Below are 17,843 nucleotides of genomic sequence, written 5' to 3'. Positions count from 1 at the left end.
GGCTGCATTCAGCCCGGCTGCCTGGCAGGTGCGGGCGAGGTCGTGGCTTCGCGTTTCAGCCAGCCCATGTGGCGGGCGGCGATCAGGTAGTGGAGCGCGGCCCACAGGAAGACCAGCAGCATGATCACGATGCCGTCCTGCGTGCCTTGAGCCATGGCGCCGGTGCAGGCGTTCTGCAGCGACTCGGCGGCGCCGGGCGTGGCCACGCCGCCCGGGCACAGGGTGGCGAAGTCGCCCAGACCGGATGCCGAGAAGCGTCGGCCCGCGGCGAAGTCGATCAGTGCGCCGGTGGCGTAAGGGCCGATGCCCAGTCCCACCAGATTGACGACCACGAAGAACAGCGCCGTCGCCGTGGCCCGCATCCGCGGCAAGGCCAGGTTGTGCATCACGCCCAGGGTCGGGCCGATGTAGGCGTAGTGGAACAGGCCCGGCAGCAGCATCCACCACATGGCCGTGATCCAGTCGCCGCGGGTGAAGGCGTAGATGTAAGCCGGCGCGGCGATCAGCAGACCGATCGCCGGCATCAACGCATACCAGCTGCGGCGGCGCTTGCCGGCCCAGTCGCTCATCCAGCCGCCGAGCAGCGTGCCCAGTCCCGCCGACAGGCCGCCGACCAGGCCGTACACCAGGCCGAGTTCGGCATACCCCATGTGGAACATGCGGATGAAGTAGGCGTAGGCGAACGTGCCCGTGCCGTAGCCGACGAAACCGACCAGCGTGGCGCCGATGGTGATGTGCGCGAACGCGCGATTGCCGAACAGGTGCGCGATCGTTTCGCGGATCGAGGGCGGCGCTTCCGTCGCCACGGTGGCGGCAGCCTCGTCCATCGCGCCGCGTGCCGGCTCGCGAGCGAGCAGCCGGAAGACCAGCGCCAGGACGATGCCCGGCAAACCGACCACGACCAGCGCCACGCGCCAGTTGAAGTGCTCCACCAGCCAGCCGCCGGACACCGCGCCCACCATCGTGCCCAGCGGGATGCCGAACGAGTAGATCGCCAATGCGGTGGCGCGCTTGCGCGGCGCATACATGTCGCTGATCAGCGAATGCGCCGGCGGCGAGCAACCGGCCTCGCCGATGCCCACGCCGACGCGGCACAGGAACAGTTGCACGAAGTTCTGTGCGGCGCCGCACAGCGCGGTCATGCCCGACCACACGACCAGGCAGACCGCGATCAGCGACACCCGGTTGACCCGCTCCGACAGCCGCGCCAGCGGAATGCCCAGCGTGGTGTAGAAGGCCGCGAACGCAAGGCCCTGCAGCAGGCCCAACTGGGCGTCGGTGATCAACAGATCCAGCTTGATCGCCTGGCCCAGCGTGGCAAGGATGGTGCGGTCCACGAAGTTGACCGTGTAGATCATCATCAACACGGCCAGCATCGTCGTGCGACGCGCGGCCGTGATGCCCGTGGCTGCTGCAGGGTTGGTTGCGTTCAACATGGCACAAGCTCCTCGATCGGCGACTGCAGCGGGCTCAGAACTGTGCCCGCACGCCGATCGTGAAGGTACGGCCATAGGGACTGGCGATGGCCGGGTCGTAGCTCAGCGACGTGCGTGCCTGCGGCGGATCGGTATCGAACAGGTTCCACACGCCCGCATGGAACGACAGCGTCTCCGAGAACGTGTACAGGTAGTTCAGGTCGAAGGTCGTGAACGAATCGATGTCCACGTCCGCCGTGCTCAGCTGGCAACCCGGCACCACGCCGGCATTGGCCAGCGAACAGGCCACCGAGCCGCCCGTCTGCACCGCGACGCGGCCACGATCGTCGACGACGCCGTCGATGTAGTTCACCGACGCGCGCAGGACGTGCGCGTCGCGGGCGTACTCGGCCGCCAGGTTGCCGCGCCACTTGGACACGGTGCCCGGCAGGCGCTCGTAGTTCAGGTAGCCGCGGGCGTCGTACGCGTTGGAGACCAGCACATCGCGGTAGTAGAACGCTTCCTGGTCGTATTCGAGGATGAAGCTGGCATTGGCATCCAGGCGCAGGTCGCCGCCCATCACGTTGCCGAACGAATAGTCCATCGCGACGTCGATGCCGGACGTGTTCACCGTCGGGCCGTTGGTCGTGTCGGAGCGGATGCGGGCGATGTTGGCGCCGCGGGTCGTGCCCTGGGTGCAGGTATTGCTGTTGTCGAAGGTGACCAGGTCGCGCAGCGCGCTGGAGCAGTCGACGAAGCCGGTCGGTAGCACCATCGAACCGGCAATCGTGGCCGCCGGCACCGAGACGATCTGGTCTTCCAGCTCGTAGCTCCAGTAGTCGATGCTCGCGTTGAAGCTGTCGGCGCGGAACATCGCGCCGAGGTTGTAGGTGAACGCCTCTTCAGGGCCGACCGCGGGGTTGCCGAAGTTGTCGACCGCGCGGAAGCCGCCGGCCGGGCCGATGAAGGCGACCACGGTGGAGCCGCCCGGCGCGCGGTTGGCCGGGGTCGGGCCGCGGAAGGTGGTACCGACCGAGCCGCGCAGGCTCATCCAGTCGGTGGCCTGCCAGTTGGCGGCCAGCTTCGGATTGGTGGTCGAACCGGTCTGGCCGCCGTAGTTCTCGTAGCGCAGCGCCGCCTGCACGTTCAACTTGTCGGTGAAGGGCAGGTTCAGTTCGCCGTACACCGCCTCCACGTCCTCGCTCAGGCGCGCCGGCACCGTGGTGCCCTGGAAGATGAAAGCGCCGGTCGGGAAGGCGCAGTTGGTCTGCCCCGGCGTCGGGCAGGGCTGGACCAGGTAGTTGGATGCGTCGTTGAGCGGATTGCTTTCGAAGTCCAGGCGGCGCACCTGCGCGCCCACGGCGAAGTCGACGCTGCCGCCGGAGAGGTCCCAGCCGGTCTTGCCGGTGACGGCCGCATCGCCGACCCAGTACTCGGACTCCGACTTGATCGCGACGCTGCCGAACATCCAGTTGATCAGGTCCAGGCCGTTGGCGGTGGCGGACACATAACCCGGGTTGTTCAATCCCAGCGCCGGGTTGTGGGCAACGGCATTGGAGAACGGATTGAAGTACTGGCAGCCGTTCGCGCCCGCGACCGTGCCGGAGCAGTTGGCGCCGCCGAAGCCGTTGAGCGCGGACTGCAGGCGGGCGGTCAGGATGTCCGGGGTGCTGGCGAATGCGGTGTCGCGCACGTAGGTGACCGACGCCTGCCACTGCACGTCGTCTGTGAAGCTGCCTTCCAGGCCGGCGGAGGCGCGGAACAGCTTGTATTCGCGCTCGGTCGACGTGCCGCCCATGCCGCCGTCCAGCGGGTTGCCACCCATGGCGATCGGGCGCCAGTAGGTCAGGAAGATGGGCGACATGAAGGGGATCATCGCGGGGCTGTAGCCCGCCCGCTCCAATGCGGTCACGGCGCCGGGGTTGGTGATCGGCACGGTGAACTGGGTGAACGGACCGGTCGGGCCGTTGAACGGCGGGAAGCCCGGCGAGGTGCGCAGGTCCGGCGTGTCGTTGACTGCGTACAGCATCTCGCCGTGGAAGCTCGTGTCTTCCGAGAAGTACGAATTGAACTCGCCGTAGACCTGGTAGCGCTCTTCGCGCTCGACGAGGTTGAGGTTGGGCGCGAACGGGAACTGGCAGGTCGGGATGTTGCCGGTGTTGACCGCCTCGCCGCCGAGATCGGCGCAGTTGGCGTCCAGCGTGGCCGCGCCGAACAACGGGAAGAATGAGCCCGGGTTGGAATAGGCCGAGAAGCTGGTCGGGTTGACGGTGCGCGGCAGGTAGGACCAGTCGCGATCCATCACCGACAGCTCGGAGCGGCGCTGGGCGCCGGCAGAGATCAGCAGGTTGCTGTTCTGGCCCTGCCAGCCGTAGGCGAGCGACAGGTCGCTGTCGCCATCGGAGCCGTCGACGAAACGGTGGTTGAGGGCGGCGTCGAAGCCCAGCAGGTCGGAGCGGGTGAAGAAGTTGGCGACGCCGGCGATGGCGTCGGAGCCGTAGGTGGCCGCGGCGCCGTCCTTGAGGATTTCCACCCGGTTGATGGCGGCCTGCGGAAGCAGGTTTGTATCCACTTGGCCGTACTGGAAGCGCTTGCCGTTCAACAGCACCAGGGTCCGCTGCGGGCCCAGGCCGCGCAGGTTGATGGTGCCGGCGCCGCTGCGGGCCTGCGCGCCGAGGTTGGTGTTGGTCTGGTTGGACTCGCCCAGCACCGAACCAGTGACGGGCAACGACTTGATCAATTCCAGCATCGTGGGCGAACCGCGACGGCGCAGGTCCTCGGCGGTGATCACGTCCACCGGCAGGGCCGCCTCCTGGGCGGTTCCGCGGATGTGCGAGCCGGTGACGACCACCGTATCGAGGCTCTTGGCCTCTTTGGCGCCGGACTTGGCGGCGGTGTCGGTGGCCTCGGCGGCGTCGGTGGCCGTGGTGACCTGGGCCGTCGCGGTGGCGTCCTGCGCCTGTGCGCCGGTGGCCAGGGCCGCCAGCGCCAGCGCTACCGCCCCCGGCAGGACCAACCTCCGGCACGAAATCGTATACATATGTGGTGCACGGAGCTTGCGCGCATTGCTCATCGAACTGTTCCCCTCAATGTTGTCAGCGATATCCATCACGGTGTCGCCGCCCCCCCCCGGGGCGCCGGTCCCGCCTGGGAACCGATGGCCGAAATGTTTCATGTTTTCTACGCCCGGTCAACAAATTGTATACAGTAATCTAGCTGCACCTAGATCAGCTTCGACAAAACAAGGGTTTACAAGCTTGTTTTATGTATTACTGTATACATAATAAGGAGGAGAACATGCAGCCAGAGGGCAAGACACCGCCACCCAACCGTCTGCCCGGCCTGCGCGGGGTGGAGCACGTGGGCTTCACCGTGCCGGACCTGGAGGCCGCCACGCGCTTCCTGGTGGACGTGCTTGGCTGCGAGCGAGTGTATTCAATCGGCCCGATCCAGGATGATCGGGGCGACTGGATGCAGGAGCACCTGAACGTCCCGTCCCGAGCCGCGATCAAGGAGCTGCGCTTCTTCCGCTGCGGCCACGGGCCGAATTTCGAGGTGTTCGAGTATCAGGTGGACGGCCAGGCCACCACGCCGCCACGCAACTGCGACGTTGGCGGGCACCACCTGGCCTTCTATGTGGACGACTTCGATGCCGCCCTCCTGTACCTGCGCAACCACGGCGTGCGGGTACTGGGCGAGCCGACCGTCCGCGACTGCGGCCCCAGCGCCGGGCAGACCTGGGTCTACTTCCTCGCCCCGTGGGGCATGCAGTTCGAACTGGTCAGTTTCCCGGGCGGCAAGGGCTACGAGCGCGATGCCACGGTCAAGCTCTGGCACCCGGCTTGCCCGGCCGACTGAAGGACGGCACATTAGATTGCATACAATCCGCAGGGAGCGCCCACCCGTGAACACGACCGCCGCCAACGGGGACTCCGTCGATACCGCAAGGGCCGCCGGCAAGACCCGCCCCTCTGCCGAACTGATCGGCACCCGGGTCACCGAAGCCATCCGCGAGCTCATCCTCAGCGGTGAACTGGCCCCCGGCAGCAAGATCTCGCAGGACGCGCTGGCGGCCCGCTTCGGCGCCAGCCGCATCCCGATCCGCGAGGCACTGAGCCGCCTGGAAAACGACGGCCTGGTGGTGATGGAACCCAACCGCGGCGCGTGGGTGGCCAAACTCGACCTCCACGAATGCCTGGAGATCTACAAGATCCGCGAACGCCTGGAACCGCTGGCGCTCAGCGAGGCCGTCGCCAACATCACCGACGCCGAGATCGACAGCCTCGAAGCCCTGGTCATCGAGATGACGCAGACCGAGGACACCGACACCTTCCTGCGCCTGGACCGCGAGTTCCACCTGGCCAGTTACCGGGCCGCCGGCATGCAGCAACTGGGCGGCATGGTGGAGCGCTTCTGGAACTCCACGCAGCACTACCGCCGCGCGTTCACCGAGCTGCTCGGCAATGAAGGCAACTGGATCATCCACGCCGAGCACAAGTTGATGATCGACGCGCTGCGGCGCAGGGATGCCGAAGGCGCCGCGCAACTGCTGCACGAGCACATCCGCCGCACGCGTTTCGAGCTGCAGAAGCATCAGGAACTGTTCCTGCCTGACGGGCCCGGCGCAGCAGCCGGCCGATGATCGTAGAGCGCTTGCTGCGGCCAGGATTCGAAGCCCTGCGGGACCAGTTCGCGGCGCACTTCGAGCGCAGCGACGAGTTCCGCGAGCTTGGAGCGGGTCTGGTCGTCTTCGAAGCCGGGGAAAAGGTGGTCGACCTGTATGGCGGTTACCAGGATCCTTCGCGGCTGTGCCCCTGGACCGGGCGGACGCTGACCAACATCTGGTCCGCCAGCAAGGGCGTCATGGCCGTGGCCATCGCCCAGCTCGTGGATGCCGGGGCGCTGGACTACGACGCGCCGGTGGCGAGGTGGTGGCCGGAGTTCGCGCAGGCGGGCAAGGCCGGGATCACGCTGGATCAGGTGATGTCGCATCGTGCCGGGCTCAACGGCTTCGTCGAGCCGACCACGACCGACGACCTCTACGACTGGGAGCTGATCACCACACGGCTGGCCAGGCAGGCGCCACTGTGGCCACCCGGTTCCACCGCCTCCTATCACGGCATGACCTATGGCTGGCTCACTGGCGAGCTGATCCGTCGGGTCACCGGATTGATGCCCCGCGACTACATCAGGCTCCACATCGCACAACCCCTGGGCTGCGACCTGTGGCTGGGCATACCGCCCGGCCGCGAGGCCGACATCGCGGAAATCGTGCCTCCACAGGCGGACCTGCATCCGGTCCAGCCGAACGGCATTGCCGCCGGGCCCACCATCAACCCGCGTCCCGACGCCAACACCGCCAACCTCGCTGCGTGGCGCACCGCGCAACTGCCGGCCGTCAACTTGCACGCGAGCGCCGAGGGGCTGGCGCGCATGTACGGTGCGCTGGCCAATGGCGGGCAGCTCGATGGCGTACGACTGCTGTCCGCACCCGCCATCGCCGGCATGGTTCTGGCCCGCGGCGAGCCTCGCGACGAGATGCTCGGCGAACGGCAATGGGCGAGAGGCGTCGCGCTAAACCGCGGCAGCCTGTACGGCGACCATCCCGGCGCCTTCGGACACAGCGGCTGGGGAGGAAGCTTTGGCTTCGCAGATCCGGCTTCCGCGCGCGGCGTGGCCTATATCGTCAACCGTATGGGCTCAGCCCTCAACGGCGACCCGCGTGCCAAGGCACTTGCACGCCTCGCGACGGCTCAAGGGGAACCTTGAAGGCCCCCTCCAGGGACCGCCTCTCCAAACGCCTTGCGCCCTTCTGCTTCGGCCTGTTGTCGTCGCGGTCCGTCTTTCGCCATGGCCAGCAGGTGGTCGAGTGTGCTGCGCGCGCGGACGCGGTCTCCGCTGGCGAGCGCAGCACGGGCGGCGCCGAGAAGGCTGTTGAAGCGTTCGGGGTAGGCCTTCAGGGAACGGTCGTAGGCAGCCAGCGCTTCGACGGGGCGATCGAGTTGCAACAGCAGGTCGCCGAGCTGTTCCTCGGCGGGCAGCGTCGGGCCGGGGGTGACGGCGTGCTTGGGCGTCGCCGCTTCCAGGGCCGCGGCCTGGCTGAGCAGGTCGCGCGCGCGTCCGGTGTCGCCCTGTCCCTGCGCAAGCCAGCCTTCCACGGCGAGCCGCAGCACGCGGATGCTGCGGGCAAACAGGTCCTCGCCGCTCGCCGCAGCGGTTGCTTCCAGTTGCGACAGGCGAGCGATCGCGGCCTGCGCTCCCTCGGCGTCGCCCAGCCTGGCCGCGCCGATGCCGCGCGCGAACCAGGTGACGCCTTCGGGCCACGGATACTTGTCCCACGCCAGCGTGTCCGGCGTGCGCGCCTGCAGGGCGGCGGCGGCCTTCCAATCGCCGCGCTCCAGCGCATAGCGCGCCGCGGTGGATGAGAGGTGAAACGCGGTTTTGAAGCTGGGTTCCATTCGAGGCTGCGTTTGCAGGCGGCGCAGTTGTGCAAACGCGGCCTCGTCGTCGGCCTGTTGCAGATAGGCGTAGACCAGATACTCGATGGCGTGGGCGAACTCGTCCCACACGTACTGGCCCTGGTCTCCGGCCGGGTACGCCAGCGCGGCTTCCGCGGCGCGCTGGTTGCCGCGAATCACCGATGGCCAGTCGCCCAGTCTGGTGTAGATGTGCGTAGGCATGTGCAGCGCATGCGGGTTGTTTGGCGCGATGGACTCGTATTTGCGCACTACATCCAGCAGTTCGCGTTCGCGCCCGGGCGTGTCGTTGGCGTGGACCAGGTAGTGCATTGCGCCCGGGTGCTCGGGGTTGCGCTCGTAGACGGTCAGCAGCAGCGCGGCGGCGCGGTCGGCGTTGGCACGCGCATTCTGGTTGGCTGGCGCAACCGCCAGGTGGGACAGCGCGTAGAACGCGGTGGCTTCGTCATCCTGCGGGAATGCCTCGTGCACGCGACGCATGGCCGCTTCCCAGCGATTGATGCGGTCCCAGTAGGACGGTTCGCCATCGTTGTCGAAGAACGCAGCGGCCGCATCGATGAATCCTTGCTCGCGCCTGGTGGGCGTCGGTGCGGCACGCGCGGCAGTCACTTCGTCCGCGCCACGCGCGAGATCGGCAGGGGAAGGTCGCGTTGGCCACAGCGGCTGGAACAGCGTCATCGCCACGCCCCAGTGCGCCATCGCGCAGTCCGGTTCGCGCGTGGCCAGTGCGGCAAACGCCGAGCGTGCCTGCGGATAGGTCATGTGGTGCAACAGCGCCAGCGCCTGGTCGAAGTCGCGCTGCGTCGACGCGCTGCACGATACAGGCATGTGCACCGTGCCCAGCGCGTGTCCGGCGTGTGTCTGCTCCTGTGCACGCGCGACCGGTGGGAACGCCGTGGCGGCGAGCATCACGGCGGCGCAGCAGTACGGGATGGACGAAAGCGGGCATCGCGGTATCAGGGTCATGGGAACTCCTCCTGTCGTACCAAGAGGATCATGCGCCCATCGGGGTGGAGCGCCCGCAGCGCGGGTCGCCTTTTTCGATTCGGTAGAGCAGGTCGCGGGAGATGCCGGCGCTCGGCCAGCGCCTGCGTGCCGCAAGCGACGCCAGCTACGTGGCGCAAGCAGACAATCCCTTCCGGGCCAAGCTATCCACTGTTCAGCTGTCACTTTCGGCAATAGCGGGCGACTTGGTCACACTCGTCAACAGCCGCTCTGTCTCGTCAGCTAGCAATAGCAGCTCGACATCGCCTGCGGCGCGGGCCACGTCCCGAAGGAACCGCGCCAGCCCCTGCTCGACAAAGAGGCGCTGCCCAGCTGTGTCCAACGAATTGTCCGAGGGTACCGTCTTCAGCTGATCATTCCAGCGATCCAGAATTCGTTTGACTATCGTTCTCGCGGCCACACCCAGCATTGGCCCAGCCGCATTTCGACGCAGTTGCGATGAGCAGGTCAATGTTTCGCCCCCATAGTGTTCCGATATGCGCTCAATCTTGGGACGGCGTACCGGCCTTTCTCCGCGCCGCCACGCGTCACACGAAATAGGTCGCCAATGGCGGCCGTCATCAAGAATGAACTGGCGAGCCCTTGGCGACATCAAAGACCCCTCAAATCACTGTGCCAATCGATCACACTTCGATAACAACGCGCCGCGGCTGGCCACAATTGAACCTTTTGCCGAGCGCGCTTTCAAACGAAGCGCTTGCAGTGCTAGACAGACACGCGACCTGGCACCCCGGAGGCAGGGGAAAGTCCATCTTTCTTAGGGGGAAGTGCCACGGCTCTTCTCGGCAGGTTCAATGACCGCGGCCCTTGACACCGCAGCGACCACCTCAGTGCAGAGCTCCGGACCATGGCCGAAGGGCCATCAATCAGATTTAGAGGGTCGGCCTCACCGACACGTCCCGCTCACCCCGAAGCGCTTGCGCACGTTCGTACGCCGCCGCCGTCATATCTGCGTCGCCCATCGCCCGGTAGAGCGCCAGCATCGCCCATGCCACGCGGTAGTCTGTGCCCGCAAAAGCACTCAAATCACCTAGCGTCGCAGCGGCCGAATCGCGTTGGCCAGCTTCAAGCAGCAACATGGCTTGAGCAACGCCGGCTGTGATGCGGTCATCCGGACTTCCTTGCCGCTCGGCCTTGGCGACAGCCAGTCGCCCGGCCTGTATCGCGCCGTCGTGGTCACCTTGACTCTCAGCCATCAGAGCACGTGACACGTCCCAAAGCCCCGCGGACTTATCGCGATCTGTGGGGCGGGCATCCTTCGGCTCCCGCAGCAGCCAGCGCCTCGCCGTGTCGGCGTCGTTGTTGCGCAGCGCGGCTTGGACGCCTGCCAAGGCCAAAGATGCACTAGCCCATTCGCCATCAGGCTTCTGGCTCGCCAGCGCTCCAGCCACTTTCCAGTCGCCCTTGCTAAGGTTCCATCGAAGCACCAGCTCCTGCAGCACAGGGCTGTTTTCGCTCATACCCTGCGCCTTGAGATCCGCAATGCTCCTCCCCGCCTCTTGCAGTCTGCCACTGGAAAGCAGCGCACCTGTGCTGACCGCACCTATCCTATTGATCAGCGCGGGGTCTCGCACGTACTTGACCAACGAGCTTGCCTTATTGATGGACGCAGTTGCGCCGACTGGCTGCGCCATCATGAGCTGTGACTCTGCCTTGGCCATCAGAGTCGCCGCGAGGTAGTCGCGCACGTCGAACCTCTCGAACACCGCAATCGCACGATCAAACTCTTCCAGTGCCTGAGGATAGTGTCCTCGCAGTATCTCGAGCATCCCCAGGTTACTGTCGACCATGGCGGCCTCAACCAGATCGCCTGAACGCTGCATGGAGATCCGTGCCATGCCCATGTCCTGCACAGCAGCTTCCATCTTTTCCTGCTTTGCCCGCGCGACACCACGTCCGTTGTACGCGCTGCCCTGCAGACCAGGATCGTCAAGATCCTCATGTCCAGCCTCCAGGTATGTCAATGCCCGCGTGTAGTGCGCTTCGGCTGCTGCAGCGTTCTCACGTCGAATGTCTACGGCCCCCAGGCCCATCAGGGCCTTGGCCATGATCTCGTTGTCGGGTCGCGTCGGCGAGGAAAGGATCTTTTGGAATATGCTCGTTGCGTCGTCAAGACCTCCAGTGCGATACGCAAGCTGAGCCTCCCTAACGCGCAGGCGCGGATCGTACCTTTCCTTGTCGGGCGCCGATTCGATTAGGCGCTGTGCCGCGGCGAGCTGGCCTGCAACCAGTTCCGCATCAACCTGCTGTAGTCGTTCGATCAGTGGACTTGGCAGATTCTCTTCAATTCCGCCACGACGACCCGTTCGCCTAAGCCAAGAGTCTGTCGCCGACGCCGCGGCCGCGAGCGGTGTCGTGGCACGTGCCTCAATGACGTACTGACGGCTCGGTTCGTGAAAGTTCAAACGTACGCGCCATCCGCGCTGGTCACGTCGGGCTTCCGGCGCAACGATCCATCGAGCACCACTCGAAGAGCGTAAAGTCTGCAAGGCGGCAGCGCTAAATGCGGTTGGGTTCCCCACCTGGGCGTTCAGATGCATAGTCTGCTCGCTTGGCAATACCTTGAGTCCGCTCTGCCGGATTCGGCTCGCGACGTAGTCCATGCCCCCCAAACGCACCCAAGAACTCTCATTGTTGGTCGGCGTCACGGACACAGGGAGAATCAGTACGAGCTCCTGTGACCGCTGAAGACTACTTTCCGCAGGGATAGACTTAGATCTGTGAAGGAACGACACGATGCCCACTCCAGCGGCGGCAACCAACAAGCCGAGCGCGATCCAGAGGAACGTCTTTCTGCGGACCTGAGTCACCGTCGGCAATGCGGTATCTGCGGACTCCTCAGGCGCTCCATCTCTTGTGTTCGCCACCTCGATGATCGTGGCGTCTTCCATATGGGGAACTTCCTGGACAGACGCGACCCATTGGTAACCGAAGCGCGGTGCAGTTCGAACGTAGGCCTGCTTGTTACCGATGTCATCCAGTGCCTTGCGGACGCGCAACATGGTTTGAGAAACGACGGCATCGCTTACCTCCACCCGCCCCCAGACCGCAGCGATGAGCTCGTCGCGCCCTACGGCGCGGTCACGATGCGCGATTAGGTAGGCGAGGCATTCGAATGATTTCGTCGGCAGCGGCACGCGTTCCCCACGCCGCTGAAGCAAGCGGGAGGCAACGTCCAGTTCGAATTCGCCAAAGCGGTACAACAGGAGGGGCATGCGCTCTGCCCTTGTTCGCCCCGGTGTCCCAAGGTCGCGCCGGGCAGCATGGCCATACTAATCGATAAGGGGGCAACCGACCTTCGATGGAACCTCCCACCGAGGCCTCGATTAGCGGAAGTAGACGTCGTATTCCACCCGCTTGAACGGAGCGGCGCTAACCTCCCATGGCCGACGGTACGCAAAGCGCAATATCCCGCGGCCTGGTCGCTCGGCAGAGAAGTGCCAGCTTTGTACGCCCCCGCCCTCGACTCGCGGAAGGACTACATCCGTTGAACTGCCTCCGGGGTCGACCTCCATTATCAGGAAGGAAGGGGGTTCCCCCTCGAGCACCCATTGGTAACCGGTCGCCGAACTTGCAGGGAGATGTACCCGCAGCATCTGACCCATCCTTGCATTGACCGTCGCGATCGTGTCTCCAGGGCCGATGTCCACGGTTGGCGTGCCGGGCTTCCTGGATACGCTGACCGCCCTCAGATCACTTTGAAATGAGTGCGTTTCGTCGCACGCCCCTAGGATCAGCAGAATGGACAGTGCTAGCGCCCGCTTTAGAATCAATGACACTTCCCCCTTGGATTGAGGCCGGGACGCTCGCCGGTCCCGGCCATGTGATTCTTCAGCCTTGTACTGTCTCTATGCGGTCAGAGCACTTTTGCCCGCAACAGCACGCCGGCGCTGTCGCTCGCCGCCGTGACCTTCAGGTAGTAGCGGCCCTCCGGAACCGTCGTGAGCACGATGGTCTGGTTTGTGCCGGGACGCGCCGAGGACCCGATGTTCATTGTCGGCATCGGCTCGGCCTCGTAGTTGGCGTATGCGAGTAGGACGCCCCGGCCGCCGTAGCTCAGGAACTCCAACCGAGTGGCACCGGCGGGCACATCAATTGCATAGATCAGACTCTGCCCAGCAGCCAGCGGCGGAAGTGGCTCGGCGAGGTTATTCGCTAACGGCCTGGCGACGATCGGCTGGCCGAAGGTCTTCGCCCGTTCGACTGCCGCTGTAGCATCAAGGATGCCTGCGCCGATCGGTGTGTTTGCTGCCGGCTTGACCGGGAACGGTCGTGCAGAGGCCACTATCAACCCCTCGATCACTGCGGGCGACAAGGGCGTCGGCGCTACGCTCTGCATCAGAGCAACCACGCCTGACACGTGCGGCGCCGCCATCGACGTACCGGTCATACCGACGATGCGGCCGGCCAACGGCACCGTGGTTCCGGTGTTGTGCGTCGACCAGATGTAGCCATTCGGAGAGCCTTCGACGCCGCCACCGCCTGGCGCAGCCAAGTCAATCGTCGGGCCGTAGTTGGAGTAGCTGGCACGCGTTCCGCCATAACCGGTGGCAGCGATGTTGACCACGTTTGCGCAGCTTGCCGGAGAATGACCTGCGGCGTCCGCGTTATCGTTGCCGGCTGCGACCACTACCGTTGCACCCAGCGAGACCGCGGCATTGATGGCGTCCTGCATGACTTGGGGGCAGGTCTGTGAGCTGCCGAGACTGAGATTGATGACTTCAGCCGGATTGGGGTTTTCCGCTGCACCAGCAACTGTGCCGCCTGCAGCCCATATGACGGCATCGGCGACGTCGGAAGTCAGCCCGCCACAACGGCCGAGTACGCGAACGGGCACGACCTTTGCTTCGGGCGCTACGCCTGCGCCGTCGATAGAATTGTTGGTCACTTCGGCGATCGTGCCGGCCACATGTGTACCGTGCCAGCTGCTGTCGCGCTTGGTCGATCCGGAGCCGCACTCGCCAGCGGCATTCCAACTGCCGATGTCCCAGCCGCCAGGAACGCGCTCGGCCGTCGGCCTCAGCGAGATGAATGGGTCAGTGATAAAGTCATAGCCCGGCAGGAGGTTGCCGACCAGGTCGGCGTGCGCAGTCGCGCCGGTGTCCACCACCGCCACGACCACGCCCCTGCCCGTTGCCTGCTCCCACGCCGTGGTGACGCGGGCGCCACCGGCACCGGCACCGTAATGCCACATCTGGTGCGTGGCGAGGACGGGATCGTTGGGGAGTGCGGTCGGATGCATCAGCGCATCAACTGCGACGTACTCGACGTTCGGATCTGCGGCGATCTGGCGCATGAGGGCCTCGGCATCGGGCCGCGCGAGACGTTGGGTAGCTTTGACCACATGCATGCCGCCGCGCGCAGTCTCGCGCAGCGTGTTGATCCGCAGTCCGGAAGCGCGCTGCGTGGCAGAGGACTGCACGCGACTGACGGCGGCATCCAGAGACCGCTGCCGGGCCGCCGGCTGGACGCTCTCGGCACTGCCATCCCGATACTTGACGATGAATCTGGGGCTGATGGCGGTGTCGTCGATCGAAGAGAAGTCGATGCGCGCGCCGGCAGCGAGTGCCGGCAGGCAGGCGCTCATGAGCAGCATGCTGAGTGTGGTGCGACGAAGAATCATGTGCGGATTTCCAATTGAAAGGTAAGGAGGTGCGGCGTCGGATGGCGCCGCACCGGGCCAGTTAGAGATCGATGCCGAAGCCGACGCCGGCTGACGAATCGTCGCTGCTGAAGGCGCCGCCGATGCTGAAGGATGCACGCTCGCCAACTGCCTTGGAGTAGCCAACCGAGAGCGCGCTCTCGCCGTTCTGCCAGCCCGCGCCCACCGCGACGCGACCGCGCGCACTGCGACTGTTGGCCGCATTTATCGACATGTTCATCATCGCCGCGCTCATTGCGCCCATGCGATCGATGCGCTCGTCCTGCTGGTTCAGGCGTGCATCGATGCCGTTGCTGAGTTGGGTGAACTCATCGCTCAATGCCTGGTAGCGGCTGTCGGTGTAGGCGTTGGCGCGAGTCAGGGTCTGGGTTGCCGTGCCATCTGCATAGGCATTGGCGCTGGCGAGGGTCGCTTCGTCGCCAGCCTGCACCTGGCCGACATTGGCTGCGTCGGTGACGGCCGTACCATCGGCGACGTTGGTTACGCGGCGTTGGTTGCCGGTCGTGCCCACCGAAACGGTGTTGGCCTGGTCGGCCACCGATCCTTGGCCGAGCGCGACTGCACCGTCCGCCGTCACCAGCGCTCCCTGGCCAACAGCCGTGCCCGAGGCCGCGCTCACGCTGGCATTGGCGCCCACTGCAACGGCGTTGGTGGCCGCGGCATCGATCAGGCTGTTGCTACCCACTGCGGTGCTGCCATCGGCGGCAACGGTTGCACCATGGCCGATCGCGGTGTCGGTGGCATCGGCAGCCGCGCTGCCCTGACCGATCGCCAGTCCGTTGCCGCTGCCCATCGGCATGCCGTCACCACCGCCGGGGGCCTGCTCAAGCACGCTGATGCGGGTGGTGAGCCCGGTGAGGACGTTGTCGAAGGCACCGAAGGCGGCGCCGACGTTGGCGTAGTTGCTGCCCTGGACCGAGAACGTCGGAGCCGAGAGCATTCCGTCAGCGCCGAACGCGGCGCCTCCGCCCAGCACCGATGCCACGGAATCGAGCTGGCCGAAGTTCACGGCATCGCCGGCGTTGCTGCCCGCAGAGAGGTTGGTAATGGTGGTGCCGCCGGCACCGCCGAGCGTGATTGCGTCCTTGGCACCGGCGTCGTCGTACTTCACTGCTGCCGCATCGAGGTCGCCGACCGCGCCACCGACGCTGGCAAAGGCGATGTCGAGCTGGCCTTTGTTCACCGCGTCGGTGGCGTCGGTGCCGGCGGCGACATGGGCAATCTGCCGTTCGTTGCCGAGGCTTCCCACCGACACCGTGTTGGCGCGGTCGGCCATCGAGTTCGCACCGACGGCAACGGCGTTGTCGGCCATCACCATCGCGCCGTTGCCAAGGGCGGTACTCAGCGCGCTGTCGGCGACAGCGAAACTGCCCAGCGCGATGCTGTCGTCGCCATTGGCACTGCTGTTGTAGCCGGTGGCAACGCTATTGGCACCGATGGCGAAGGCGTTGGTACCGACGGCGAGGCTATAGCCGCCGCTGGAGTAAGCAAATGCGCCGAACGCCGAGGCGTATTCGCCCGTCGACTGGGCCTGGTCGCCGTAGGCAGCGGCGGAGTCTGCCGAGGCCTGCGCGCCGTAACCGCTGGCGGTGGCGTTGTTGCCCGTGGCCGATGCGGCCGCGCCCACGGCGGTGGCGTTCACGGTGGCGCCTGCCGTGCCTGCGACCGCGTTGTGGCCAATGGCCACTGACTCGTGCCAGGCCGCGTTGGCGGTATCGCCCACGGCCACTGCGTATTGGCCCCAACCTTCTGTCGCGTTGCCAATGGCGACCGCGTTGGCACCCGACAAGCTATTGGAGCCGATCGCGACCGAGTTCTCGTAGCGCGCATGGCTCTGCACACCCATCGCGACGCTGGCGTGGCCTTCTGCCCATGCCTTGAAGCCAACCGCCGTCGAGCCGTTGATCAGCTTCACGTCCGTGCCGTTGCCTGCATAACCCGGGTCGGAGTAGCTCAGATCGCTCGTGGCCGCCGCCGGGCCCACCGCCGTGTCGTAGTTGCCCCAGGTGTAGGCACCACTGCCGAACGTTTGCGCACCGATACCCAAAGCAACAGCGCGGCCATAGGGATTGGTGACGCTCGGAAACAGCGTCGGCGTGGCACCGAAGGCGGCACGGTCGTCGAGGAAGCCGCCCACAGCCGTCGACCCTATGCCAACGGCAAAGCTGGTGTAACCCAGCGCGGTGCTCATGCGTCCGTAAGCCTGGGCGCTGTAACCGAATGCCGATCCGTAGCCGCGTACCGTGCGTGCCGAGGCCCCGACAACGGTGGAGTTTTCGTCCTTCTGCAGCGCCGACCACAGCAGTTGCCCGGTCACCGGATCTCGGACCGGAATGGCGGTGACGGGATCGAAGACTCCCAGGATGTTGTCGCCCGGCGTACCTGCGCCTGCACCGATCACGACGTTGTTCGTGCCCCGCGCCGCTGCGTTGTTGCCGATGGCGATGGCGTTATTGGCCGGCGCTGCCGTGGTCAGCACGATCGTGTCGAACTGGCCGTTCGGAGCGCGGGAGGTATGGATGACGACCTGGGGATTCCTGCCTTCGACGGTCGCGCCGCTGCCCAACGCAATGCTGCCCGTGCCGTTGACGCGGGCGGAGGTACCGATGGCGACAGCGTTCTGCGCCGGCGTCGCCAGCAGGGTCACTTCCCTGGTGATGACCCCGGCGTTGTCAGTGGCGGTCTGGCTTCCGTTGACTCGCTCGGTGGTGGCGCCCGTGCCCAAGGCCAGATTGTTGTGTCCGTTGGCGCGGGCTTGGCTGCCCACCGCGACGCTGCCGGTGTTGGTGCCGGTGGCCGCCGCACTGGAGGTCGTGGACGACGTTACGTTCGGCGTGCTGAGTACGGTGGTCGTCACAGTGGTGCTGTTGACCGCCTGGGTCTGGGCCTGATTGCCCACGGCGATACTGTTGTCGAGCTTTGCCTGCGTCTGGGCACCGACTGCGACCGCCGACTTGCCAAGCGCCTGGGCTGCAGCGCCTATCGCAGTGGCACTGTCGCCGCCAGCCCAGGTGATTTCGTTGGGATCGACCAGGCCGTCGCCGTCCAGATCAACCCAAGAACCGACCGCGGCGGCGTTCTTCCCGGACGCGCTCGTCTCGTCGCCGACCGCGACGGCCTTGTCCCCGCCAGCCTGGGCACGCGGGCCACATGCGAGGGCCTCGGCGCCGGGTGCGGAGCTGTCGACAGGAATCGGATTACCGACCCCGTCCAGCAATTGGCAATTGGCACCTGCGTAGGCCGGCATGGCTAGGGCGGATAGAAGGGCGACAGCGAGGACCCGGC

11 protein-coding genes are annotated in these 17,843 nt (G+C 65.9%); 3 read left to right on the top strand and 8 right to left on the bottom strand.

The genetic code is table 11. The annotated features are described in order from the left end of the window. Window positions 1-8: 8 nt before the first annotated feature. Complete coding sequence (locus AC3A3X_RS12850; protein WP_487583417.1) at window positions 9-1,436, bottom strand: spinster family MFS transporter; 1,428 nt, start codon at window positions 1,434-1,436, stop codon at window positions 9-11. 34 nt (window positions 1,437-1,470) lie between these two features. Continuing rightward, a complete protein-coding gene (locus AC3A3X_RS12845) occupies window positions 1,471-4,431 on the bottom strand; it encodes a TonB-dependent receptor domain-containing protein (protein ID WP_487583416.1) in 2,961 nt (986 codons plus the stop codon). 281 nt (window positions 4,432-4,712) lie between these two features. On the opposite strand from AC3A3X_RS12845, the gene AC3A3X_RS12840 reads away from it, so the two are divergent. From AC3A3X_RS12840 to AC3A3X_RS12830, 3 genes are read left to right on the top strand one after another with little or no spacing between them, the layout of a single operon-like run. Then, window positions 4,713-5,273, top strand: a complete 561-nt coding sequence (locus tag AC3A3X_RS12840) for a VOC family protein (RefSeq protein ID WP_487583415.1) — start codon at window positions 4,713-4,715, stop codon at window positions 5,271-5,273. A 46-nt stretch (window positions 5,274-5,319) separates the two neighbouring features. Continuing rightward, entirely contained in the window at window positions 5,320-6,057 is a 738-nt protein-coding gene (locus AC3A3X_RS12835; protein ID WP_487583414.1) for a GntR family transcriptional regulator, read from the top strand. Continuing rightward, entirely contained in the window at window positions 6,054-7,184 is a 1,131-nt protein-coding gene (locus AC3A3X_RS12830; protein WP_487583413.1) for a serine hydrolase domain-containing protein, read from the top strand. The genes AC3A3X_RS12835 and AC3A3X_RS12830 overlap by 4 nt, the downstream gene beginning before the upstream one ends. Here the strand turns inward: AC3A3X_RS12830 and AC3A3X_RS12825 are convergent. The 6 genes from AC3A3X_RS12825 to AC3A3X_RS12800 form a co-directional block, all read right to left on the bottom strand. Then, window positions 7,169-8,857, bottom strand: coding sequence for a tetratricopeptide repeat protein (locus tag AC3A3X_RS12825; protein WP_487583412.1), 1,689 nt, complete (start codon window positions 8,855-8,857; stop codon window positions 7,169-7,171). The two genes, AC3A3X_RS12830 and AC3A3X_RS12825, sit on opposite strands and share 16 nt — an antisense overlap. 193 nt (window positions 8,858-9,050) lie before the next feature. Beyond that, a complete protein-coding gene (locus tag AC3A3X_RS12820) occupies window positions 9,051-9,305 on the bottom strand; it encodes a hypothetical protein (RefSeq protein ID WP_487583411.1) in 255 nt (84 codons plus the stop codon). A gap of 463 nt (window positions 9,306-9,768) precedes the next feature. Continuing rightward, window positions 9,769-12,111, bottom strand: a complete 2,343-nt coding sequence (locus tag AC3A3X_RS12815; RefSeq protein ID WP_487583410.1) for a winged helix-turn-helix domain-containing protein — start codon at window positions 12,109-12,111, stop codon at window positions 9,769-9,771. Between the two features lie 111 nt (window positions 12,112-12,222). Further along, a complete protein-coding gene (locus tag AC3A3X_RS12810; RefSeq protein WP_487583453.1) occupies window positions 12,223-12,501 on the bottom strand; it encodes a protease inhibitor I42 family protein in 279 nt (92 codons plus the stop codon). A 251-nt stretch (window positions 12,502-12,752) separates the two neighbouring features. Further along, entirely contained in the window at window positions 12,753-14,519 is a 1,767-nt protein-coding gene (locus tag AC3A3X_RS12805; RefSeq protein WP_487583409.1) for a S8 family serine peptidase, read from the bottom strand. Window positions 14,520-14,580: 61 nt separating this feature from the next. Continuing rightward, window positions 14,581-17,805: a YadA-like family protein gene (locus AC3A3X_RS12800; RefSeq protein ID WP_487583408.1), complete on the bottom strand. Its 3,225-nt coding sequence runs from the start codon at window positions 17,803-17,805 to the stop codon at window positions 14,581-14,583. Window positions 17,806-17,843: the final 38 nt, after the last annotated feature.

This window comes from Lysobacter sp. Soil_N_23, from assembly GCF_057656135.1.
This window is presented reverse-complemented; position numbering and strand designations above follow the sequence as displayed.

Bases quoted from the DNA above. Each gene is read 5' to 3' on its own strand.
- AC3A3X_RS12840 (WP_487583415.1), top strand. From the start codon at position 4,713: ATGCAGCCAGAGGGCAAGACACCGCCACCCAACCGTCTGCCCGGCCTG.
- AC3A3X_RS12800 (WP_487583408.1), bottom strand. From the start codon at position 17,805: ATGCCGGCCTACGCAGGTGCCAATTGCCAATTGCTGGACGGGGTCGGT.
- AC3A3X_RS12825 (WP_487583412.1), bottom strand. From the start codon at position 8,857: ATGACCCTGATACCGCGATGCCCGCTTTCGTCCATCCCGTACTGCTGC.
- AC3A3X_RS12850 (WP_487583417.1), bottom strand. From the start codon at position 1,436: ATGTTGAACGCAACCAACCCTGCAGCAGCCACGGGCATCACGGCCGCG.
- AC3A3X_RS12810 (WP_487583453.1), bottom strand. From the start codon at position 12,501: ATGGGTCAGATGCTGCGGGTACATCTCCCTGCAAGTTCGGCGACCGGT.
- AC3A3X_RS12805 (WP_487583409.1), bottom strand. From the start codon at position 14,519: ATGATTCTTCGTCGCACCACACTCAGCATGCTGCTCATGAGCGCCTGC.
- AC3A3X_RS12830 (WP_487583413.1), top strand. From the start codon at position 6,054: ATGATCGTAGAGCGCTTGCTGCGGCCAGGATTCGAAGCCCTGCGGGAC.
- AC3A3X_RS12820 (WP_487583411.1), bottom strand. From the start codon at position 9,305: ATGCTGGGTGTGGCCGCGAGAACGATAGTCAAACGAATTCTGGATCGC.
- AC3A3X_RS12815 (WP_487583410.1), bottom strand. From the start codon at position 12,111: ATGCCCCTCCTGTTGTACCGCTTTGGCGAATTCGAACTGGACGTTGCC.